Source organism: Paenibacillus massiliensis 2301065 = DSM 16942, assembly GCF_000377505.1.
GTDB classification, from domain to species: domain Bacteria; phylum Bacillota; class Bacilli; order Paenibacillales; family Paenibacillaceae; genus Paenibacillus; species Paenibacillus massiliensis.
In genome coordinates this window covers 175,033-198,966 of record NZ_KB898189.1, presented here as the reverse complement: position 1 = coordinate 198,966, position 23,934 = coordinate 175,033, and the positions used below count along the sequence as shown (strand labels likewise).

The 23,934-nt window shown below is 49.3% G+C and carries 14 protein-coding genes, 2 CRISPR repeat arrays and 1 riboswitch; of the genes, 10 read left to right on the top strand and 4 right to left on the bottom strand.

The features are described 5' to 3' along the window. The first annotated feature begins 93 nt into the window (after positions 1-93). Together D328_RS28955 and D328_RS0111760 are read left to right on the top strand one after the other, a co-directional pair. The gene (locus tag D328_RS28955; RefSeq protein ID WP_018885212.1) at positions 94-3,198 is read left to right on the top strand and encodes an Ig-like domain-containing protein; all 3,105 of its coding nucleotides are present in this window, start codon (positions 94-96) and stop codon (positions 3,196-3,198) included. 489 nt (positions 3,199-3,687) lie between these two features. Continuing rightward, positions 3,688-4,653: direct repeats of the CRISPR family, unit length 32 nt; unit sequence ATTTCAATCCACGCACTCAAGTAGAGTGCGAC. A gap of 638 nt (positions 4,654-5,291) precedes the next feature. Continuing rightward, positions 5,292-6,710: a hypothetical protein gene (locus D328_RS0111760; RefSeq protein WP_018885211.1), complete on the top strand. Its 1,419-nt coding sequence runs from the start codon at positions 5,292-5,294 to the stop codon at positions 6,708-6,710. A 258-nt stretch (positions 6,711-6,968) separates the two neighbouring features. Then, a CRISPR array of direct repeats spans positions 6,969-7,336; the repeat unit is 32 nt; unit sequence ATTTCAATCCACGCACTCATATAGAGTGCGAC. Positions 7,337-7,557: 221 nt separating this feature from the next. Here D328_RS0111760 and D328_RS0111755 read toward each other — a convergent pair. Next, positions 7,558-8,859: an amino acid permease gene (locus D328_RS0111755; RefSeq protein WP_018885210.1), complete on the bottom strand. Its 1,302-nt coding sequence runs from the start codon at positions 8,857-8,859 to the stop codon at positions 7,558-7,560. Positions 8,860-8,972: 113 nt separating this feature from the next. Here D328_RS0111755 and D328_RS0111750 point away from each other — a divergent pair, with 113 nt between their 5' ends. From D328_RS0111750 to D328_RS0111730, 4 genes are all read left to right on the top strand, one after another. Further along, a complete protein-coding gene (locus D328_RS0111750) occupies positions 8,973-9,902 on the top strand; it encodes a LysR family transcriptional regulator (RefSeq protein ID WP_026281140.1) in 930 nt (309 codons plus the stop codon). Positions 9,903-10,181: 279 nt separating this feature from the next. Further along, on the top strand, positions 10,182-11,282 hold the full coding sequence (locus D328_RS0111745; RefSeq protein WP_018885208.1) for a threonine aldolase family protein: 1,101 nt from the start codon (positions 10,182-10,184) through the stop codon (positions 11,280-11,282). A gap of 495 nt (positions 11,283-11,777) precedes the next feature. Next, a riboswitch (cyclic di-AMP (ydaO/yuaA leader) is annotated at positions 11,778-11,961 on the top strand. A 205-nt stretch (positions 11,962-12,166) separates the two neighbouring features. Further along, positions 12,167-12,781 (top strand): hypothetical protein, encoded by a 615-nt coding sequence (locus D328_RS0111740; RefSeq protein WP_018885207.1) that lies wholly within the window; start codon positions 12,167-12,169, stop codon positions 12,779-12,781. Positions 12,782-13,079: 298 nt separating this feature from the next. Then, on the top strand, positions 13,080-14,471 hold the full coding sequence (locus tag D328_RS0111730; RefSeq protein WP_018885205.1) for a discoidin domain-containing protein: 1,392 nt from the start codon (positions 13,080-13,082) through the stop codon (positions 14,469-14,471). Positions 14,472-14,662: 191 nt separating this feature from the next. On the opposite strand, the gene D328_RS0111725 is transcribed toward D328_RS0111730, so the two are convergent. Next, entirely contained in the window at positions 14,663-15,805 is a 1,143-nt protein-coding gene (locus tag D328_RS0111725; protein WP_018885204.1) for an Ig-like domain-containing protein, read from the bottom strand. A gap of 308 nt (positions 15,806-16,113) precedes the next feature. Here D328_RS0111725 and D328_RS0111720 point away from each other — a divergent pair, with 308 nt between their 5' ends. From D328_RS0111720 to D328_RS0111705, 4 genes are all read left to right on the top strand, one after another. Continuing rightward, on the top strand, positions 16,114-17,457 hold the full coding sequence (locus D328_RS0111720; protein WP_018885203.1) for a hypothetical protein: 1,344 nt from the start codon (positions 16,114-16,116) through the stop codon (positions 17,455-17,457). A gap of 278 nt (positions 17,458-17,735) precedes the next feature. Continuing rightward, a complete protein-coding gene (locus D328_RS0111715; protein ID WP_018885202.1) occupies positions 17,736-18,479 on the top strand; it encodes a hypothetical protein in 744 nt (247 codons plus the stop codon). Between the two features lie 12 nt (positions 18,480-18,491). Continuing rightward, entirely contained in the window at positions 18,492-20,183 is a 1,692-nt protein-coding gene (locus D328_RS0111710; RefSeq protein ID WP_018885201.1) for a vWA domain-containing protein, read from the top strand. A 211-nt stretch (positions 20,184-20,394) separates the two neighbouring features. Beyond that, a complete protein-coding gene (locus D328_RS0111705) occupies positions 20,395-21,537 on the top strand; it encodes a toxic anion resistance protein (RefSeq protein WP_018885200.1) in 1,143 nt (380 codons plus the stop codon). Between the two features lie 261 nt (positions 21,538-21,798). Here D328_RS0111705 and D328_RS0111700 read toward each other — a convergent pair whose 3' ends face one another. Both D328_RS0111700 and D328_RS28950 read right to left on the bottom strand, forming a co-directional pair. Further along, complete coding sequence (locus D328_RS0111700; RefSeq protein WP_018885199.1) at positions 21,799-22,584, bottom strand: nucleotidyltransferase domain-containing protein; 786 nt, start codon at positions 22,582-22,584, stop codon at positions 21,799-21,801. Between the two features lie 243 nt (positions 22,585-22,827). Beyond that, positions 22,828-23,811, bottom strand: a complete 984-nt coding sequence (locus D328_RS28950; protein WP_154659033.1) for a sugar-binding transcriptional regulator — start codon at positions 23,809-23,811, stop codon at positions 22,828-22,830. Positions 23,812-23,934 lie beyond the last annotated feature (123 nt).

Genomic DNA, 23,934 nt, shown 5'->3' with positions numbered 1-23,934 from the left:
TGATTCAATTGTAAGCATTCGGGAAAGGATGATCCTTCTTTTCTTCATTCGCAACGAAGCTGTTGAGCTTTATTTCAAGTGTAGGAGGAAGATATGTTGAAGTCCAAATTATGTTTAGTGTTACTTGCCTTTGTCGTCGTGGCTACGACGCTGGTGCCTATGGGGGATGGCGGAACAGCCAGTGCGGCGGAGCCTGCACGTATTCCGGCTTTTCCTGGTGCAGAGGGTGGCGGGATGTATACGACAGGCGGTCGTTTCGGTGAAGTCTATGAGGTTACGAATCTGAATGATTCCGGTCCGGGCTCGTTCCGGGATGCCGTATCTGGCAGTGATCGGATCATCGTGTTCAAGGTGGGTGGCAACATTCATCTGAAGTCCAGGCTCCAGATTACGGGCTCGAATCTGACGATCGCAGGCCAGAGTGCGCCTGGTAACGGAATTGCTGTACTGGATTATGACACGTCACTTCAGGGTGACAATGTGATCATCCGTTTTATGCGTTTCCGACTAGGCGATAATTTCTTCTCGGAAGAGGATGCCTTCGGTGCCCGCAAGCGAAAAAATGTCATTCTGGATCACTGCTCCTTCAGTCATTCGGTAGATGAGGTGCTATCCCCTTACCAAATGGAGAACATGACGGTGCAATGGTCCATCATCTCCGAGAGTATGCTGATGTCTAATCACTCCAAGGGCAGACACGGATACGGTGGGATATGGGGTGGTAAAAATACCACCTTCCATCACAATCTGATCGCGCATAATGCGAGCCGCAATCCGCGTTTTGGGGGAGAGCAGGACAATATTATCGATTTTCGCAATAACATTATCTACAATTGGCAGTTCATGAGCACGTATGGCGGCGAGCGTGCACTGGGCAACATCGTAGGGAACTATTACAAATATGGACCGGATACGGACCGCACGAAACGTGCCCTTCTACGGGATACACCTTCCAAGGATAGTCAGTGGTTCATCGCTGACAATATTGTGGATGGCTATCCCGAGATTGCGGAGGATAACTGGCTTGGTGTCATCGGTGATGTGCCGGAGGTAGCCAAGCGAAGCGAGCCTGTTGAGATGCCGTATACGTACACGGCGGAATCAGCTACTCAGGCTTATGAGCGAGTATTGGACGAAGCTGGAGCCACTTACCCTGCCCGTGATTCCATGGATGCCAGGGTGATTCAGGAGGTGCGTGAGCGCGGTGGACGACTGTCCAATTCTCAGGATGAGGCAGGTGGATTCCCGGCTCTGCCTGAAGTGACATCGTCATTGGTAGACAGTGATGGGGATGGCATTCCGGATGATTGGGAGCTGGCGAACGCCCTTGATCCGAAGGATGCAAGTGATTCGCAGCAGATTGGCCCTGAGGGGTACACGTATCTGGAAATGTACCTGAATGAGCTTGTCGCAGATTACACGCCATCGAACCCAGAGGTGAAGCTCGTGGCTCCTGAGCATGGAGAGCTGGTGGAGGCTGGCGAGCCTGTGGTGCTAAATGCTACGGCAAGCATGAGTCAGTCAGCTATCCAAAGAGTGGAATTCTACGCCAATGACGTGAAGCTCGGAGAAGCGACAGCAGCTCCTTATGAACTCACCTGGGAATCTCCAGAGGATGGGACCTATTGGATTACAGCTAGAGCCTACGACACGCAGGGGGTTGCAGCGGATAGTCCTGTGCACCCGCTCTATGTGGTTCATCCGCAAGAGGTGTCCAGTCCGTGGATGTCGGTGGACATCGGCTCGGCGAAGATTCCTGGTCATGCATCGGAAAAGGATGGAGTCATCACTCTCCGCAGTGGTGGTCGCATTGGAGGAACGGATGATCCGGTGCTGGTGGATAAGACACGGGATTCCTTCCACTATGTGTACCAGACGCTGGCTGACGATGGACAGATTGTGGCGCGTATCAACGAGGTGGGCCGTGTGGATAATGAGTCCCAGGCCGGAATTATGATGCGCAGCAGCCTGGACCCGGATGCCCGCATGGTGACGCTGACCCAGTCGCTAGTCAAATACGGGCATGTAGCCCGTTTCTGGGAGCGCACCCAGCAGGGAGGGGAGGCCGCTTCACGTCAGATTGAGGACTTCCTGGCGCCAGGCTATATTAAGCTGGTCAGACTGGACGGGATTGTCTATGGCTATCTGTGTCAATACGGGAATGATTGGACATTGGTGGGCACGGTGGATATTGCTGACTGGCCAGAGACGATCTATGTCGGGCTCGCAGCCGATGGAGCGCTCATCAATAACGATATTTACAATTACGGATGGGGCCGTTTCTCTGAGGTGGCTGTCAGCAATCTGGATTCGATTCCTGCGATTGCCCAAGAGCTTGAAGTCCAGGGTAGATCGGAAGGTATAGAGCTGGGTTGGCAGGCATCCGAAGGGGCTACCGGCTATCATATTGAGCGCAGTCTGGTGGAAAGTGGGCCGTACTCAGTCATTGCTCCGAGTGTCACAGACACGAGCTATACAGATACGACTGTGGAAGCTGGCAACGTATATTACTATCGAATTATAGCTACGAATCCGGCTGGGGATACTCTGCCTTCGATCGCCAAGTCTGCTGCCGTTCCAAGCAACATAGCCAAGCAGTATACGGTGAAGGATAACTTTGACACGACACCAGCGAATAGTCCGCCAGCCGGCTATACGGTATACCCTCCTTATCCGGGCAAGGAGGATGCTTATGTCCGAGTGACCGAGCTTCCTGATCTGGCGAATGATGAGGAGCGAGGCAACGGCTTGCTCATGCAAAGCAGTGCAATTGATCTGGCCACGCTCACCAAGCGTTTTCAGGCTCATGCTGACAAGCTGATCCTGGAGGCGGATGTGATGGTTCCGATTGCTGCTTCAGCCTCCGATGCAGGCAAGCATTTGATTCAGCTGCTCAATCTGCCGGGTGGCAAATCTGCTGTTCGCCTCCAACTGAACAAGGATGGATTAAGCTACATCACGCCTGCCAAGGAGACGATCTTGTTGGAGCAGGTCGATTGGAAGGCGGGAGAATGGCATCGTCTGCGCGTGGAGCTGGACGTACCTGCGCAGCAGTATTCCCTGTATGTGGATGGGGAGCAGGTTGTGGAGCAGCAGGCCTTCGTGGATAACCCGGATGTGGTCGGCACGTTCTGGGTGAATTCGGAGAGCCGTCTGTATCTGGATCGCATTCAGGCTTACCGGATGGTGCAGCCTTAAGGCACAGGTTAGTTGTGCTGCTGGTATGAGTGCGTTAGCGGGAGATTTCATTTAGGTAGAGGATGGATTCTTTAGCTGGGATGCAGTACATGGTTGATAGGACGGGTCCGCACCTCTTGGAAGGGGAGTGCGGGCTTGTTTTTGTTTTGGGGTGCGTGCATGGAGAAGGCTCAGACGCGTAGATCACTCAGGCACGCAGATCATCCTTCACACACGTGGACCACTCCGAATGCAGAATCATCTTCCGATCGCTGTTATCCCCAGATTTCTTGAAATTTTTACAAAGGAGGAAATCTGGGGATAAAGGCGAACGCTCCGCTTCTTCAGATCGATTCTGCACTCTCCGTTAAACGTGTCATTGGTAAGGGAAAGTATAGAGCAAGAGCCTCGCGCAGCGGCCTGGGTGGCCTTGGCGTGTTGAAGATCAAAACGTCGCACTCAAGTAGAGTGCGACCTGCGTTCCTCTCGGGCTGCATTGAGATCCAGAGTATTTCAATCCACGCACTCAAGTAGAGTGCGACCTACCGCCTCCATTCGCTGAGGCACTGGTACGGGCATTTCAATCCACGCACTCATGTAGAGTGCGACAATCGTAGCAACAGCTCACAAGGCATCAGCCAAGAATTTCAATCCACGCACTCATGTAGAGTGCGACTCCCATTACGAATGGATGTATTGGATTAGGGTTAAATTTCAATCCACGCACTCAAGTAGAGTGCGACAGCTAATGCCAAGATTTTGCGAGATGGTGGCTACTATTTCAATCCACGCACTCATGTAGAGTGCGACGATAACGCAGATAAGCAATACCTCAAAATGGAATTTCAATCCACGCACTCAAGTAGAGTGCGACAACGGAGGTGCTAGAGTATGGCAAGGTTTAGGCAAATTTCAATCCACGCACTCAAGTAGAGTGCGACTTGGCTTTGTACGCCTCTTCGATGCGGTCCCATGTATTTCAATCCACGCACTCAAGTAGAGTGCGACCACAGTCAGCAAGTTATATCCTCCTTACGGGTAGAATTTCAATCCACGCACTCAAGTAGAGTGCGACCTGGCGCTCGTAGCCTCTTGCTCGATCAGGAGTAATTTCAATCCACGCACTCAAGTAGAGTGCGACCGCAGCCAAGGGTGTGTACACATCAAATCTGGGTATTTCAATCCACGCACTCAAGTAGAGTGCGACGTAAGTAAAACAACACGTGTGTTAAATACTTGGCTATTTCAATCCACGCACTCAAGTAGAGTGCGACAGGATATTACATTAGAAAAAGAATTTGAAACAGAAATTTCAATCCACGCACTCAAGTAGAGTGCGACGTATATGCAACATTGAAAGGGTATCAACTTAGTGATATTTCAATCCACGCACTCAAGTAGAGTGCGACCCTTGATTTCATCTAAATTAACATTTACAATGCTTATTTCAATCCACGCACTCAAGTAGAGTGCGACAGCGGAAAACATCGTATAAACGCTGCATCCAGCACCTATTTTACCGTATATCCGTCAAAATGGAAGAGGGCGTTTGCCTTGGAGACGGACTCTTGTTCACATTTTATCCACATTCGACTTCGATTCGACAAAATCTGAGGTGCGAATCTCCCGGGAAAATCATGTGAGCTTGGCATTCGCACCAACTCCAGCGAAGATTTCGGAGAAAGACGCATATCAGAAACACACGGATTTGTAGCGTATGTCTGGGCTATATAATCCGGGCTATCATGACAACTGTATATTCTATAGTCTTCAATGAATTGCGCTATTAATTCGGGCTGCTGCTTATGGGGCTATTAAGGGATTCGCGATTTTTTTGAACGAAAATACATTAAGGGTACAAGAAGATAAATTAAGTGTATCTGCACAATGGCAATCTCGTTGATTGTGACGATCAAGTTGTGGATGATGAGAGAAGTATTTGTAGGAAAATACTTAAAAACGTATGAATTACTTAAATAAGTAATTTTGGGGTATACAATGATTCCATAACTTGGTATAATATGAATAGTTAAGCAATGTTGCAGCGTACTTACGACTACATAGCATGATTAGCACTGTTAAGTTTCGAGTTGACGTTGAAAGGGTGGTTTTTGATGCAAATCACACCTACGATTCGGACAGAAATTCAGGATTATTTACACAAGCTTAGCCTGAACATGAGTCAATTTGCTTCAATAGCAGGGCTGAATGCAGGGACAATCAGTGGGATGCTGATGAGCAATCGCATCATGTCTGTACATCAGTTAGATTGTGTTACGAGGGCCATGAAGAAGCCTGAGGATTACTTTTACAGTCGATATATACAGGAATCGTTGCTTGAGGCATCCGTGGATTGGCGAAGGGCCAGGGTATTCCTACAGCGCTGCATGGAGCTGAATCGGCTGGACTGCATAGCCCAAGTGGCGAATGTGCTTATGGAGAATGTAACCTACTATGCTGGACTGGTATTTGAGTTGGCAGAGGAGTTTTTTGCGCAAGAGCATTATGCCGCAGCGAAGATTCTATATGAGAATGTTGCTTTTAGCGAGAAGCACCAGCATTCGGAACGGCTTGCAGTGTGCCAGTACAGGCTGTTCAAGATCCGTATTGGTGATGATCAGCCCCAGAACCTAAGAGCTGCTACATTATTTGAACCTTATGTGGAGCGTCTGGATGAGATTGATCAACTTGATGCACTAAAAGATTTGGCTAACGTGTACCGTTCTTTGCGTGAATGGGATCAAGTTGAAGAAGTAGCAGGCAGAATGAAGGAAAAAGCGAGAATCCAGTATTCAATAAAGCATCAACACACTAGTAAGCGTGAGGCTTCTTTTGAAAAGTTGAGTCGTCCTCTATTCGTATATATCACTTATGCTGACCTGCTATGTGCAAGTGTGTGTGAAGCCAGAGAGGATTACCAACAAGCGCTACAATATACAGATGCTTATGCCAATTTAGACTGGGTCAAAGAGACGGATGAGGATACCGTTCATTGGATGAACTTGTTCCAGCATTGGGCTGAAGGAAATACTTACGTAAATAAACTTTTGTCAGGGGATGTGAGCGTACTCCAAGACTATGTTCAGTATATAGATACAACAAATATAACGAATACCGAGTTGGTCACCAAATTGTTAAATGTATTGATCGCAGCTAACCGATATGATGTTGATGTAGATCACATACTTTGGCGCTTTGACACAGTAATCAATTCGCTTATTGAGCAGGAGATGGAGTTAAATGAAATCTACGCCAAGCAAGTAATTCCAGAGCAGTTTGTACGATTTGGATATGAATTAGCCTACTATTACCTATATCGCTCAATGTATAGTTATGGCTATAAATATTTGATGTATGCTATGTCAAAGTCACATATTATTAATAATAAGACTTACTTTTTAAACTGCATGGGTTTATTCTTACACTTTCAGGAGCATGCGCTTCCTGAGATTAAAGATGGCTTTCTAAATCTCGTGGAAAAGGTGTGGTTAAACAATGATGAAAAGATTGGTAACACTATCCATCGTAGCTAGTATTTTATTTATGTTTACTTTGCCCATTCAACTACCCGGGCCAATTCAAGTTCGGGATCAAATTGGAGGAGCGTAACTCTCTTAATTAGGTGTTGCTCCAGTGAGCAGGTAAGGTAGAGGTGAATAGCTTGTTTTAAAAGAGCAGATTATTCTGCTCTTTTTTTCGTGCAAGAAGAAGATATGCTTCTTGCCATGTGGAATCAATAAAGTCTTTTATGCCGAAGGTGAAGGAATTCTGCTGTTGAGAACGGGGCTGAAATTTCAATCCACGCATCCATATAGAGTGCGACTGGAACATTGATTGCAATTCAGAGTTTGGGACAATTATTTCAATCCACGCACTCATATAGAGTGCGACGCGACAATAAATAGCCAGCAGCCTGCCAAAATTCTATTTCAATCCACGCACTCATATAGAGTGCGACTACCGTGATCGATATATATGGCCTGACCGTACCCAATTTCAATCCACGCACTCATATAGAGTGCGACAGAGGTCGGGGAACTGATTACTTATTACTTAGACGATTTCAATCCACGCACTCATATAGAGTGCGACTTGGAAAAGTAATAAATATTAAATATGAAGCAAATATTTCAATCCACGCACTCATATAGAGTGCGACAGCGGAAAACATCGTAAATACGCTGCATCCAGCTCTTATTTTAGCGTACATCCGTTCAAATGGAAATCTTCCCCGACTTTTAAAATAGATCTTGTTCACATTTCATCCACATTCGACTTCAATTCGACAAAATCTGAGGTGCGAATCCCCCGGGGAAATCATGTGAGCTTGGCATTCGCACCTCATCATTCCGCCTTTCTGTCTTCCGCTCCGTTACTCGGCTACACTCGCCGGGTCTGTGCACCCTTTTCCTCAACAATGATGGATTTTCGTCCTCGCAGCCAGCGAATAAGTACGAAGACCAGCAGCACGACTCCCGGGTACAGCATCGCCCAGCCTGTGAAAGGAAACACGACAGCAGTGGCTCCGAAGGAGATCCCGCTAATCCATTGTCCGAAGCGATTACCCTTCAGGAGACGGACCCCTGCAGCACAGCCGCCCAGATAGGTCAGAATAAACGAGGCATTCGGTAGCTGAATCAGGGTCGTCAGCGACACGAGGCCACTGCCATACAGGAACATAACTAGGATAAAGCATAGGCTCAGGAAGCCCAACGCTCCTATCGGTGTAAGATATTTGCTGGACAGCTTGCCCATCCAGCCAGGGGCTGCTCTTTGTCTGGCTAGGGCATAGGCGACTCTGGAGGACGCGCCGACGTAGGCAATGATCGTAGCCATGCAGATGAACAAGCCCGTAGCCCCTGTCAGCACAGCTCCGTATATGCCAAGCGGCTGGCTGATGATCCAGATCAGGGAAGCATCTGAGCCTGCAATGATATAGCTATTAGTAGCTACTGTAGCCAGTGCTGTCATGAAATACAGGACACCTACGAGCAGCGCGGCGATGGTCACTCCGCGAATGGCAGCACGCTGTGGGTCCTTGAATTCCTCAGACAGATGGGACACAGCCTCCCAGCCGATGAAGCACCAGAACAGCAGCGCTCCAGCCTGACCGACACTGGTCCAGCCATGAGGCGCGAAGGGAGTCAAATGCTCCACGGACATATAGGGTATCGCTGCTATGAAGGTGAACAGCAGTACGGCCGTAATAGACAGGACGACGGCCACCTGAATGCGCCCGGCGAGCTTCATGCCGATCCAGTTGATCAGCAGCGCGACCACGATGGTAATAGAGGCAATGGTGATACGCGCTGTCTCGCCAAGCCCGAGGGCGGCGGTCAGGTAGCCAGCACCAGTCAAGGCGGCTACAGGTGCACCAATCGGCACGGACATCAGGAAGAACCAGCCGATCAATGCCCCGGCCCGTTCACCAAAAGCTAGCGTTACATAATGGGATACGCCCCCGGCATTGGGGTATTTGGCGGAGAGTAGCCCCATACTGAGAGCCATCGGTAGAATCAGCACAATCATCAGCCCCCAGGCTGCCAATGAGGCAGGACCAGCCACCTCGGCGGCCAACCCCGGTACGAGCAGGATGCCGGAGCCCAGCACCGCACTGATATACAGGGCAATCGCCTGCGGCATTCCGATGGTTTTGTGGAGTAGCTTGGATTGGGATGTCATTAGCGTTATTCCTCTCTTGCTTTTTTTATCAACGTAACAGACAATATACCCATCTGAAAAACGGAAGTTTTGAATGTTTTCCATTCGAAAAACCGATGGAAGGACTGATCAGCATCGAATCCCGACATTTATTCACCTTTCTGGTCGTTGTCGAGACGGGCAGCTTTACCAAGGCCGCATTAAAGCTGGATTATGCACAATCTAGTATTACCTCGCAGATTCAGGCTCTGGAAAATGAGCTGGGGAAACCCCTTTTTGACCGTATTGGTCGTACAATTCGTCTTACTACAGCAGGAGAGCGATTGCTTCCGTATGCACAGGAAATCTACCGCATGCACGCCATGGCAGAGAATGCTCTTAGTACGGATGTGGAGACGAGTGGAACGATTCGTATCGGTGCACCAGAGTCTCTGGCTGCTTTTCGTTTACCCTCGATTATTCGAGAATACCGGGAGCGGTATCCGCAGGTGCGCATCATTTTGAAGCCAGGGTTATGCTGGGAAATGCTGTCCCTCATTCGAGCAGGTGACCTGGACGTAGCCTTTATCCTCCAGCCAGAGGCAGAGGAGAGGGATCTGCATATCGAGACGCTGGTACAAGAGAACATGGCGCTTATCGCTGCTCCGAATCATCCACTCGCGTGTTCTCTAATGGTGGAGCCCGGCCAGCTGAAGGAAGAGAGTATTCTGTTCACCGAGTCAGGCTGCTCCTACCGGACTTTATTTGAGAGGCATCTGCATAAATCCGGAATCGTACCCGATCCGAGTCTTGAGTTCTGGAGCATCGAGGCTATCAAGCAATGCGTAGCGAATGGATTAGGCTTGTCCTTCCTCCCCTACATCACCGTCCACAAGGAAATACAGGATGGCAAGCTGGTTCGCTTGAACTGGAACGATGATGGGCAAAGGGTGGCTACTCAGCTGGTATACCATACGAAGAAGTGGCAGTCCCAGGCTATGCTAGCCTTCCTTGAGACGGTGAGACAGCATGCACCACGGTGGCGCGAGGAGCAGGCGGGACTGGCACAAGTGACGTATCTATAAGACAGACAGCCTGTGGTTACCTAGAGTGACTTAGAGTGAACTAGAGTAAATTAGAGTGACCTAGAGTGACCTAAAGTGACCTAGATTGACCTAGATTGACCGAGTGACCTAAAGTCACCTAAAGTCACCTAAAATCACCTAAAGTCACCTAAAATCACCTGAAGTCACCTGAAGTGACCTTGAAGTGACCTGAAGTCACCAAAAGTCACTCCGCGGGCTGACCCGCATGAGTTCTTCATGAAAAATATACATTATGGCATTCGAAGGAGTGTATTCAGTATGGCGGAATTGTCCCCGTTAAGAGAAGCCTATCGTCAGGCGCCTTACCCGCTCGGCGGCCATCATGACCGGAAGCTTCGTGTACTTACCGAAGCGTTGGAACAACTGGACCCTGAGCTGGATAGCGATATGTATGGCAAAGGAGAGATTATTGAGAATTTCGAGCACCGTCTTGCACAACTGACCGGGAAGGAAGCGGCGGTGTTCTTTCCCAGTGGGACGATGGCGCAGCAGATTGCCCTGCGCATATGGTGTGACCGGGTCAGCCTCAAGCGGGTGGCTTATCATCCACTGTGCCACCTGGAGATTCATGAGGAGGATGGACTGAAGGAGCTACATCATATTGAGCCTATTTTGCTAGCTGACGAGCATCGTCTGATTACGTTGGAGGATGTGCAGGCACTGGATACGCCCGTGTCCTGTCTGCTGCTGGAGCTGCCCCAGCGTGAGATTGGCGGTCAGCTTCCCTCCTATGAGGAGCTGGTGGCGATTGCGGATTACTGCCGTGGTCAGGGCATCCGACTGCATCTGGATGGAGCCAGGCTGCTGGAGGTAACACCTTACTATGGAAGAACTGTGGCAGAGCTGTGCAGCTTATTTGATAGTGTGTACATTTCCTTCTATAAAGGTGTCGGCAGTGTTGCTGGTGCAATTCTAACCGGCAGTGCTGACTTCATAGACGAATCCAAGCGCTGGAAGAGGAGGTACGGTGGAGACCTGATCAGCCTGTATCCTTACATTCTGAGCGCAGACTATTACCTGACACAGCGCATAGGCAAAATGGAGCACTATTATCTTAAGGCGAAGGAAGCCGCAGCTCAGTTCAATGCCTGTCACGCCACGTGCACGCTACCCGAGGTGCCAGTATCGAATATGTTTCACGTCCATTTCAAGGCCTCGAAGCAAGAGCTTGAGCCGATTTTGATAGCCGTCATGGAGCAGTCGGGCATCGGCTTCACTTCATACCTGCATGCGACAGGTGAGGATAGCTGCTACTATGAGCTGAGTCTGGGAGATCGCTATGCAGATATTCCTCAGGATCGCTTGCACGAGAGCTTCCGTCAGCTGGATCAGGCTCTGAGAGCGCTAGGAAATAACTAGTACGTTGTCTCGATTAAATCCGAGATAGGCTCTTGAGGTGCGATGTAGCTTATAAGCTTACTAGTACTTTGACCGAATAAGATTTCGGGTTTTAATGATCTTGTAGAGAGTGTGGTTAGCGGAAAGCGGGGAAGCCCTAGAGAAATGGAGTGCCCATCTTTAAGCTTGCTGTTCATCAGCTTTTCAATTTCGTTCGAAAGAACAGCAAGCTTAACAATGGTCGACAGGGCTCCCCGCTTGCAGCGGATCTATACGCATATTGGAGCTAGTCAAGCTTGCTTTGCTGTTTATATCTTCGTTGCCGATAGGCCAATGCATGACTTGCTATGCAGCCCCGAATGTCTGGAGATGTAGCAAAATCGAGAGAAACAAAGATCATACGCCCTTTGTGCTGGCCTTGCACGGTTTTAGCGTGAAATATCGTTAATTCTGACCGGAATCGAGGTTTACTTTGCACCGCGTTGGGAGTATATTTTAGCTGTTTCCACGAATTGAATACGCAAGCCGCTTAATTTCCGTCATGGAAAGCGGGGGAACCAATCAATGGCTACTTCATTGTCTTAGATCTGGCCATTATGGGGTGAATCCTGAATAGATGCAGTTGGCATCTGGACAGGTAGGGCGACTCTTACCGCCCGAATCCGTCAGCTAACCTCGTAAGCGTATGTAGAGGGGATGAATACAATGTGACCGCCGTTGGAGCCACAGAGGATACCCTTTGTGGTTTTTTGCTGTGCATTTATATGAATCTGAATGCGTGGTTAGAGCGAGTGTTCGTTACAGCTGCAAGGATGAGGACCAGGTCCTTGTCTGTAGTAGTACCGATTGCTTAATCAAGAGGCTAAATATATGGAACGGATTGTACAACGAAGGAGTGCTTAGTAATGAAAATGGAGCGAACAGGACACGGGACGTCGAAGCGGACAGTAGTGCAATCTACTACTACCTTGAATAGAAAGGAAACGGGACTGCCCACGGTAACGACGGAAGGCCCCGGCTGTGAACAGAGAAAGGAGGAGGGAGCGGATCATGACGACGGCTACGACTCTGGAAGCTCCTGCACAGGCACCAGCACTAGAGCGATAGATTATGACAAGCTGCAGAAGGAAGGCTACATTGTGGTCTGTGCTCCGACAAGTGAGGGCGAGGAGTTCATTAAGCTGCTGAGATACAGAGGGGAAAAGGTCGCCGGTCTGACCAACAATGCGGAGGAGAAGACCCGACTGGAGCGCCTTGGTGTCGAGCATACAATCATCGTGAACACCAGACATGAGCAAACATGGGTAGTTCCCTCTTTCCCGGTCAAAAAGCTATATATCTTCGAGCGTAGCCTGACACAGTGCTCACGGTATATTCAAATTTGCCGTTCATGGACGTGTGGGCCGCTAATAGTTATTACAGATTCCAGGCATTCCCGGCTCATGTACAAGAGTCTGGGTGCTGATGACGTTCTCTATTGCCACCGGGCTGATGCGATCCTGCATACGGAGACGATGTAGCCACTTATTCTATAAATTTTCACAAGGAAATATAAATAATCTATTCCAAAATTTGAGATTTAATGTAAAATGAAAGAAGCTATGCTAGAGCATGGCTTCTTTTTTAAGTGTATTGCAGCGATGATGCCTATGGTTTTACTTTCTGCCCCCAGAGAGAATGTTGTCGGCATTATCGCCTGCATACGCTTCTGTATGCTCGGATGGTACATAATGAAGATTTTAGTAGTAAAAGACAGCTAGAAAGGATGATCCGACGTAGAGCTAGCATTTTACCAAAATCTGAGTGGAGGGATTATTAGTGAAAATAAGAAAGAAAGCTTGTCTGGCTGTACTATCAACCAGTCTGCTGTTGACGGGAATGGCTCTCGACGCCGGTACTGCAGCAGCTGAGGAGAACATGCAGGTGTCTGCCCCCCGAGAGGCTTCAATTGGAGACGCTTCGCTGCAAGCAGCAGTAGATAGCATGCCCACGGCGCTGCGCCCTTCGATTGAGTGGGTGTATACGAATCGGATGCTGGTGGAGGATTCCGTAAGCCGTAAAAATCTGATCTTCGATCAGATCTATGCAGGCAAAGGAACCTTGAATTACGTGGTCCGCTGGCAGTCAAGCAAGAACCTGACACGCGAGCAGCGCCAGAACATGGCGAGTATGATGGAGCGGCAGATTAACAATTGGACCAAGCATCTGGAGGGCTACGATGGCTGGCCATATGGACATATACCAGTCAAGATTGTAGGCTGGGCCGTAGCTGACTCCAGACAAATTCTGGACAGGCAGCCTGATGAGATCGTCTACACGGATACGATTCGGGATGACCTGAGTCAATCCGATCCTCGTATTCCGGCACAGCTGCCAGTAGCGCCAAGAGAATTGTCGCGCTTTGAGAACTTCCACAATTCGAGATACGTCTATCCAGGTGGTCTGGACAAGCGCTTCGACATGTATTTGTGGGGGACTGCGAACTTCGGCGGGGGGGCCGGAGGAGACTGGGGACAGCGAATGTCCGATGATTACATCCTGAGCAATCTTCGTGCCCAGGAATCCGAGATTATCGAGCATGAGATTGGACACGGCTTTGGCTTGCCTGACTTCTACCAGACGCATGAGCGTCCACCAGGAGGATTCCCGGTACCAACGATCATGTGGGCAGGTAATTCCAGAACCATAACGAATTGGGACGTCTGGATGCTACGCTATACCTGGAGTCAATTGAAGCAGGATCAAGCCCGCTTCCCGACGGCGCCAGTCACTAATCAACCAGCGAATCTGGCAGGACAAGCCAGTGTATCTTCTTCTTATACATCACCGTGGGAGAATGTACAGGCTTTGAATGACGGCGTTGAACCGACTCATTCCAATGATCGCTCCAGTCTGGTGTATGGTAACTGGCCAGAGACAGGGACGCAATGGGTCCAGTATGATTTTGACCGGGAATATACCTTCTCACAGAGCGAAGTGTACTGGTTCAAGGATGGTGGAGGTATTGATGTACCGAGTGCCTATACGATTCAATATTGGAATGGATCAGATTGGGTTGAGGTGCCGCGTCCTAACGGCTACGGCCTTCAGGTCGATACGTACAATCGTACTTCCTTTAATGCGATCAGCACGCGTGCACTGCGTCTTGTGATCGAAGCGAAGGCTCCGGCTTCAACAGGAATTCTGGAGTGGAAGGTCATTGGGGAGTAATATATAAAAACATGTAGAGACCGTCTTCTTGGTAAAGGATGGAGTAGTCCATCCCATGAATCAAGAGGCGGTCTTTGTTTGTGAAGCTAAAAAGCCATCCCTCCAGTCAATGACTTAAGGGACGGCTTTTTGGTAGTGCCTGAGCAGTCTGCGAGGCAGACAGTCTGTTCATTATTTTACAGTAATGCTGCCTAATTTACAGTAATGTTAATTGTAATGGTCTTCTTGTTCCATTTCGCTTTTACAGAAGCCTTGCCCTTGCTGACAGCGGTAATTCTACCATTGTTGACTGTAACAATATTGGGCTTGGAGCTGGTCCACTCCACATTGCTGGTTACCACATTCTTCTGTCCTGTATCGTACAGGGCGAAGATGCTGACATTCGTGCTGTTGCCTGTTGCGAGGGTGACCTTGCTATTGCCAGCGACCAGCTTTTTCAGAAGTGGTACGACCCGGACCTCTGTTACTACGTTCATATTCTGATAAGTCCCCGTAAGGGTAGCTTCACCTTGCGCGAGGGTCTTCACAGAGCCGTTCTTGACAGTGGCTACAGACGGATTGGAGGACACCCAGCTGACTTGCTTGGACAGATTCACTGTCTTACCGCTGCTGTAATAGCCTGTTACCTTTAGCGGCTTGGATTTCTTGATATTCAGGTTCGTAACGGCCGGAGTGACCTCCATACGCACGATTTCATCCTCTATGGCAATCGGGACTTTAACGGTCTTGCCGCCATAGGTGCCCTCAAGTGTGACCCGTCCAGGGGTAACACCGCGGACCGACCCATTCTCAAGCACAGCGTTGCTGGCAGACATCTTCCATTGCACGGAATTCGTAACATCCTCCGTTGCTCCATTCCCACGAGTAATGATCACCTTAGGTAGTGTCTGCACGCCCCCTTTTGCAAAACGATAGGATTTGGGAGAGGCTTGAATCTTGGTAATCTTCTCTTCTACTTGAATATGTAATTGGGCTGTAGCACCCTTCAGGCTGGCTGTCAGCGTGGCATTGCCGCCCTTCAGCGCCTTGGCCTTGCCTTTGGTCACAGTCACGATGGAGGCATCGCTGGTCGTCCATGTAACGGTCTCACTCACGTCATGCTTGCTCGTCAGTCCTTCGATATCAGCCATCACTTTAAGCTGGACAGTCTGGGATACGGTGAGCTTCTGGGGATTGTCGTTAACAATCGAGAGGGCAGTGATATCTCCCGAGGCCGCGTTTGATGTGGACGGTACAAGCACTACTGTAAAAAGGAGCAGCGCTAGCCATCCTTGCAGTCTCGATAATGCTCTTTTCATCGCTTCTTCCAACTCCTGTTCTTTAATGTTATACATTGGCGGAACCCCTTCGTCAGTATACCAGATATTTCCGAAGTGGTATCACAAATACAAGAGTAATGATTTACTTATACATCCATAATATCCCGTATTTTTAGCGCCTACCTCCATATATCGGCAGTTCCCTATGATTCTATTAAGCGTATATTCAGAGTAATTGATGAAATAAAGCTCAAAATTATGGATAATAGAGCCAGAATATCAAGCTGGAGGGACGAATGATGACTGAGCGTATTCCGTGCAAAAGTGAAGATTGTACCGCAACCATATTGCCAACGACCGCTGCCAAAACAGGGGGCTATTGCATGCCCTGTCATCAAGGGATGGAGCGGAGAAAGTGGGAGGAATATGTAGCCGCGAACCGTCGTACAGTGAATTTGTATGCCGATGTGACGGATGCTGTGGATATTCTGAAGGTGATGCATACGGAGCACCCGCGAGATCCGCTGATAGAATATCTTCCTTATGAGAAGTCCAAGGAAGAGATCTACGTATCCTTATCTATGGCTGAACAGGAACGAATGCTGGAGTATGCCATGAACCATCTGCGTGAAGGCGATCAAGACATCTGCCGTGAGGTGCTGACTTCCTTGGTATGCTACAACGATCTGTCTTTGACAGAATACCTGCCAGAGCTATTGGAGCACGAGGTCTACGATCCGGCTATGCTCTACAAGGATGCTTCCCCGGAGCTGAGGGGGCAACTGATGCAGAGGGTAGAGACGGATGAGGAGAATCGGAACCATCTGCTGATGATGCTGGCGTGGATCGGTGATGATGTCATTGTGAAGCAGCTCAGGCACTGGAGCGAGCAGACACCGTCATGGTCTGATAGCTTGTATGTACCTGTACAGGACTACGCCAAGACGGCGAATTGGGAGTTAACGGATGCGGGCGAGCGCCGTGATCTATATTATCCGCGCAGCTATGCGATAATTGCGAATGTTGAACAGAGCGATGATTTGAGCTACGAGCTGAGATATGATCAGGCTCAAGGTCAGGCCCAAGATGAGACTCAAGCCCAAATTCAAGCCCAGATTCAAGCTCAGACTCAAGCCCAAACTCGATCTCAGAGTCTATCTCAGGGTCAAGCTCAGACGCAGAAGTCTTTTCGGCTATTAGCCTCTGCCACTGATAGCTGTCCGTGGTGTGGAGTGCGTCTAACGCATTTGGTGGATATCGAAGCCAGCCATCCAGCTCTGGGTGGAATGCCCTGGAACGGAGCGAGGCTAAAGGTACAGACTTGTATTTTATGCAGCTGCTATACGACCGTCTATATGGACATAACTCCTGATGGGGAGCCGGAATGGAGTGCCAGTAATGAGCGCCCGGATTATTTGCCAGAGCTTCAGCCAGAGGACTTTGACCAGAGCTATCTGGCTGCTGGTCCACGATATCGACTTGCGGAGCAGCCGCGTCCTGCACTACATGGTAGTGAATGGACACTGGAGCCAACGCTATCACAGCTGGGTGGCCATCCAGCCTGGATTCAGGACGCCTATTATCCTGAGTGTCCATGCTGCTCGAAGAGCATGCGCCATATTGGGCAGGTAGACTGGGCGGCGATTGAGCGTTTGGGAGAGGGCATTTACTATATGTTTGTCTGTGAGGATTGCTGCAAGACGGCAGTGACATTTCAGCAGACTTGACACATGCTGGATCTTTGATGGGGGCGGGAGCGTGAGAGACTCCATCACAAAAAATGACACGTAAGCTATCCCTCCTGCGTATTGCTTACTAACAAATTACTTATGGCTACTGATTTTTGATCCTCTAATATCCAGTGAATTCCACTTTGCAGAAAAGCTTTATAGTACAATGGGAAGATGAATGCATGCTGTAATGCATGCCGTTAGGTAACGTCCTGCAATGCAAATGAGTATATCTGTATGTACTGTGCCTTGGACGTGGGAAGGGAGGAAGCCGGATGAGATTAAGCTCTAATAAATACATAAATCTACTGGGACTCATCCTTGTTGTGGTGTTCTTGAATATACTTTTGTTCATTCCTGGCTGGATTGATCTCGGAGCTAGAACAAGCGCACTCGGAATTGCTTTTACGATCACATGGATACTTGCCAATATTCTGGTGCTGCTGTATGCCAGCTACATGACCTTTTTCAAGCCACCCGCTGTATTGCCTGTCAAGAACATCGAGAAGCATGAGGATTATCTCCAGGCATTGGGCTACTACAAGGGCATCAAGGTGCTGGAGGAGGATGTCACACTCGTCATCTCACAGCTAGAGCGGATGAAGAAGAAGCGGGAGGCTTTCCTGAATGTACTGAATCACCGCTTCGACCCGGGAGAAATGAGCTTCAAGAAGTTTGCTTCGGTCTCCCAGGAGGTCGAGAAGCTGTTATATCTGAACGTCAGAAGCATTCTCAATCGCCTTCACGTGTTCGACAAGGCTGAATATGGCAATATGCTCACGAGCAAACCCAAAGGCCTTACCCCCGAAATGATGCAAAAGAAGAACAAGGTCTACAACGATTATCTAACCTATCTCAAAACCTCCCTGAACACCAATGAAGAAATCCTGCTCAAGCTTGATCAGCTTATGCTCGAAATCTCACGCCTGGATAGCTTCGAGGAGGGGGATATCGAACAGATGCCTTGCATGAAGGAAATTGATCTATTAATCAAGCAGACCAAATTGTACAGAGATTAAGGAGGGTTACGCATGACCAAGCGCAGCAAGTTCTTCCTCGTATCCGGTCTATTATTGGTATTGGTGTTCGGACTGGTGTACACGGGGCTATCATTCTTCAACAGCTTGAGTGGAAAATCAGGTGCTCAGCTCAACATGGAGCAGGCCTCGCGCAAGCTGAACAAAATGTACACCAGCATTGCTCCCACTACCGCAGAGCCCATCAAGGGACAGATTGATCTGGACCCGGTGAATCTGGCAGATTCCTTACCGGATATCTCCAAATTCGAAGTGACTGTTGAGAACACTACGCCGCAGTATGTTGAGATCTTCTCCTCGACCGAGAAATCCGGCACAGGTGTAGATGGCTGGCTTGTTGGCGTAGCCAATGATTTCAACAAGTCCAAGATTATGGTGAACGGGAAGCCTGTATCCGTAAAAATTCGCAATATCGCATCAGGAACAGCAACCGATTACATTAAGTCAGGCAAGTATATCCCTGGTGGATTCACGCCTTCAAGTGAGCTGTGGGGGGAGATGGTCAAGGCCAGCAATGTCAAAACCGAGCTGATTAGCAAGCGTCTCGTAGGTAATGTTCCTGGCATTGTCATCTCCAAAAATAAATATGACAGTCTGAAAAGTACATATGGTGAGGTCAATGTACAGACCGTTATTGAAGCCATTAACAAAAACGAGCTGGCTATGGGCTATACAGACCCGTTCGCGAGCTCGACGGGACTTAATTTTCTCATTACAGCCCTGAAGTCCTTCGATGGTGCCAATCCGCTCGGACCGGAGGCCGTGAAGCGCTTTGAGCAGTTCCAGGCCAATGTACCCTTCACAGCTTCGACTACGCTGCAGATGCGAGGAGCCGCTCAGTCGGGACGTCTGGACGCTTTTGTGCTGGAGTACCAGACCTTCGTGAATACACCCGAACTACAGGGTGGGTACGTGTTCACCCCCTTCGGTGTACGGCATGACAGCCCGCTCTATGCTTTGGGAGAACTGCCACAGCAGAAGCTTGATATTCTTCGCCGATTCAGCGAATTCGTGAAGCAGGAGAAGTATCAGACCTCCGCTCAGAAATCAGGATTCAACGGGAAGTCTGATTATGCTTCTCCTTCTGATCAGGTGGATGGCGGTACGCTACTGGCAGCCCAGAAGGTATGGAAGGAGAAGAAGAACAGCGCTCGACCGATTGCGGCTGTATTTGTGACAGACGTCTCCGGGAGTATGAACGGGGAGCCCTTGAACAAGCTGAAGAAGTCGCTCATTCAAGGACAGAAGAATTTGGGTGCAGACAACAGCATTGGCCTCGTCTCCTATTCGAGTGCTGTTACGATCCAGTTACCGCTGGCCAAATATGACACGAACCAGCAGTCCATGTTCGCAGGCTCAGTGGAAAGCCTCTCCGCAGGAGGCGGCACAGCAACCTTCGACGGCGTTGTCGTCGGGTTGAAAATGCTGGAGGACTATATAGCTGCTAATCCGAATGTCAAGCCGCTGCTCTTCGTGCTCAGTGATGGGGAGACGAATGAAGGTCACTCCTTGAAGGAGATTAGGGAATTGATTGAGGCTTACAAGGTCCCAATCTATACGATCGGCTACAATGCAGATCTTGATGCCTTGGAGAGTATCTCCAGTATCAATGAGGCTGCAAGCATTAACGCAGATACGGACGATGTTGTCTACAAGATCAGCAATCTATTCAACGTGCAGATGTAGCTGAGCTCTTACATTCGTGCCAGCAGGCGGTGTCATACTCTGTGGTTGTAATTGGAGGCTGAACTGTCATTGTTCATCATCGTTGTATTGTCATCATGCATTATGCATCGTGACTATACAGTTATTATCATCACTACACAGTCATCATTGTGACTGCACCGTACGAGGTTGTGATCGGGAGTGGGCTCATACGTGATAAGGGGGAATTAATATGTCATCATTTTCTATGGAAATCCCAAGTGAACAAGAGATTCAAGCGGTGATTGAAGAAGAGACGAAGCCTGTCCCGGCTGAGGTCGCCGAGCTCCAGGCCGTAGCCAATTCCAATGTAGAGATGATCATGACACTGGATATGGATTCGCTCGATAAGCGCCGGGAGATTATGAAATCCATCGACAGCTTTGGTCTCAATACCATGAGATCCTCCTCGGAGAAAAATGCACTGCTTCAGGTCTCTGTCGGTCATCTCTCCAAGACGGGAGACGAGGGAGGACAGGTGGCGAAGGACTTGGCTGAGCTGCATATCCAGCTCAAGGATCTGGACCCGAGTATCGTTGATTTTGCCAAAAAAGGGCTGCTCGGGAAGCTGTTCAATCCGCTGCGGGCGTATTTCCTGAAGTTCGAACGGGCCGACTCGGTGATCGGGGATATTGTGAACTCACTGAACAAGGGCCGAGCCACACTGAAAAATGACAATACGACCCTGGAGATCGAGCAGCATAATCTGCGTGAGCTGACGAAGAAATTGCACAAGGAAATACAGCTAGGCATGCTGATGGATGAATCCATTGCTACGCAGGTAGAGGCGGCTAAGCTGCGTGATGAGGACCCGGAGAAGATTCGTTTCATCACCGAGGAAGTATTATTCCCTCTCCGGCAGCGCGTGATGGATCTGCAGCAGATGCTGGTGGTGAACCAGCAGGGGATTATGGCTATTGAAGTGGTCATTCGCAATAATAAAGAGCTGATTCGTGGTGTCGATCGTGCCAAGAACGTTACCGTATCCGCCTTGAAGATTGCTGTCACCGTGGCAAGCGCTCTCTACAATCAGAAGATTGTGCTTAAGAAAATTGAGCTGTTGAACCAGACGACCAATGATCTGATTGCCGGCACCTCACGGCTGCTCAAGAATCAGGGGGCGGATATTCAGAAGCAGGCACTGGAGACCAGTATTTCCGTAGATACGATGAAGCAGTCGTTCAGTGATGTGCTTGATGCGCTGGATTCAATCAGTGCCTACAAGCAAGAAGCACTGCCACGCATGCGCCAGACCATTGATCAGTTCCGCGAGCTGGCAGACACGGGTGAGCAGCAGATTAGACGACTGGAGAAGGGGCAGAAGCTGGGGCTGTAGTCTATGTACCCTGGCTAACGGCTACCTGCAAGCCTTTATATTTGTTATTTTATGCATCTGAACGGCATCAGAAGGAGCCTATTCGATCCCTCAAAGGGATTTCGAATAGGCTTATTTTCTCTAGAAGATCATGATGGATCAGCATGCTGTTCATTAGCTTTTCAGGCTTAATCCCAAGACAGCGAGTTGAACCATGCTTGACAGAGATCCACACCAGCAGCTCTACACTCCGGATTTAATCTGGTCAAGGACTAGGATGGCTCATGCATCCGCGATCGGGACATGCCCGCTTAGCCAGTTCAGCTCGCTATCCAGCATGAAGCGTACGTGCCAGCCCTTCTCATTTTTGGGCCATGTACGGAATTGATTTACACTCTCAAATAGCTGCTCCACATGCTCTGGGGACTTGGTCTTCAGGACAGTGTCCATTTGCTCAAGTAGACCTTCTGGCTTATCCGCTGCTTCGCCTAGCACTCTCATGAACCATTTATGATAAGGATATACCACTTCATTGTGGGCCAATATCAGTCTTCCTGCGAACAGCACGAACTGCGGGATCGCGTATTCCATCAGGTAGGTCTCGTTACGCTTGGCCCCTTCATAATACAGCCACTTCCAGCCTTCGAATTGAGCATAGAATTTCTCGATCATCTCTTCCTTACGTGCCTTCGGGTATTGGGAAGCTGCTGCGACCAGCTCCGCCAATCCGTCTACCTCACTATAGGTCACGATAGCGTCACGATACGCGAAGCGTGCGGGCTCACTGCCGGATTCTGCGACCTGGCGGATGTAAGAGATGGACGTGTACTTACCGTCTACATATCCCCCTTCATAAGGAGTAGCTTCCTTCTCGTAATAGCTGACATCCCCACTGTCAATTCGAGCACGGAAATCCTCGTCCGACACGACGAGCATCAGGTCAATATCGGAGTCCTCCTTGGCATAGCCATGGGCTACCGAGCCCCCAACAATGATTCCAAGCACGTCCTCTCGTGTCTTGAGCTTGTTCGTAATGACTGTAATGGCTTCCTGATGATGTAGATACATCGGTAATACACCCCTCTAATATTCATATAATTAGTCGTAATATCCCAGTTATTTTGGATGAAGCTGGCAAGAAGTTCATTACATTTGTTGTAGCGCTTTCATAAATGGCGTCAGCGTCGGAAGGGATGTGAAACCCTAGATCCGGTTTTCCGCTGACTAGCCAGTGCTTGGAGGTCTGTATGATAGTCATTGCTTAGCTTGCTCAGATGTGCCTTCCGCATGGGAGTGAGCCCAATGATTATATTATTTTCGCCGATTGCTCGCTGTGCGAGAAGCCACATACTGCTCGGCTTTGACGATGTGATCGGCAGTGGCCTCATCGGTAATCAACATGTTAATGTAGCGCCCCTTCAGGGCTGCCACGATGCAGTCAATCTTGTGCAGGCCGAAGGCCATGCCTACGACAGTCTTCGTCTGCTTCAGTTGCTCCAGGCCAAGCCCGATGACTTTTTCGTTAATGGGATGCTCACTAATCTCACCACTACGGGTGATGAAGCGTGAGTTAATGTCGGCAACGACATCCAGCGCTTGTAGCTCCATCAGCACCTGCTCATTCAGATAGCCGGATCTCTCCATCGTGGACATGGAATAGGGATTGCCGATCCCGACCAGGGCCAGATCGATATGTTCTCCTTCTTGAAGTACCGATGCGATGTTAGGCAGCTGAACGATCTGCTCCTTCAATTGCTCCGTCTCGACTACCGCAGGGGCATAAAGCGTATCACAAGTAACACCGAGTCTCTTGGACAGCTCATAGGCGATCTGATTGGAATGCATCTCATTGCGTGCGCTACCCGTACCGCCGACCAGAGGAATGAATTTGACGTTCTCTTTCTTCTCCAGCGGGAACTCTCTGACCATATAGTAAAGCGTATTGCCCCATGATACGCCTACCCGGTCACCGTTGCGAATCAGCTTCAGCACGAATTGGGCGGCGGCCTTGCCGACTGCGCTGGACACCAGCTCTTTGTTCAGGTCCTTCGTCGGTACGACCAGCACTTGCTGTAGACCAAAGAGCTGCTCCATATCCTTTTCCAGCTTGGATACCTCATGGTCGTCATCATGGATGACGATCTCGACAATTCCCTCATCTCGCGCTCGCTGCAGCATTTTGGAGATGACCGGTCTGGATACGCCCAGATGGGCAGCAATCTTCTCTTGCGTCCATGCTTCGTAATAGTAGAGCTTGCATACCTTCACCATGTTCTTGCGTTCTTCTATATTCACATATAGTCCGCCTTTTAAGAATTATTCAACTTCCTGATTTATTTCTCAAGTACAACCCCCACTATAAATTGGCTGTCGACAGCGAGTCAAGCTACCCTCCATTTACCAGCTGACGTTTACGTA